The following is a 328-nucleotide window of genomic DNA, read 5'->3' on the forward strand; positions in this document are numbered from 1 at the left end:
ATATCATAGACACCACCATTTTGGCTGATCGGCTTCTCATGATGAAGCTCGAATGAAGTTCTCTTCCCTGAAACATCCTGGGTTCTAGTCTTGGGCGCTTTTCCAACCTTCATTCGATCATTATTGTTCCTACTAAATTGTTTACTTAACTCAGGATCTTTTGACACTTCTTCCCAGAATTTCTTACGAAAATCATCGAAACTCTTAAACTCCTTATCACGTAGTTTATTAGCTATACGATCTGGAACAGGAGAACCTAAGTCTTTACCTGCATTATTTAACCACTTATTATTGACAGGTTTTCCTTTACCTGTTGCCCTCCCTGGCT

Annotated in this window: 1 pseudogene; it reads right to left on the reverse strand. The window is 39.3% G+C overall.

The annotated features are described in order from the left end of the window. A pseudogene (locus tag BT993_RS06960) lies at positions 1-328 on the reverse strand (colicin); the annotation flags it as partial.

It is taken from the genome of Streptobacillus ratti (assembly GCF_001891165.1).
In the GTDB taxonomy this organism is placed as follows: Bacteria; Fusobacteriota; Fusobacteriia; order Fusobacteriales; family Leptotrichiaceae; genus Streptobacillus; species Streptobacillus ratti.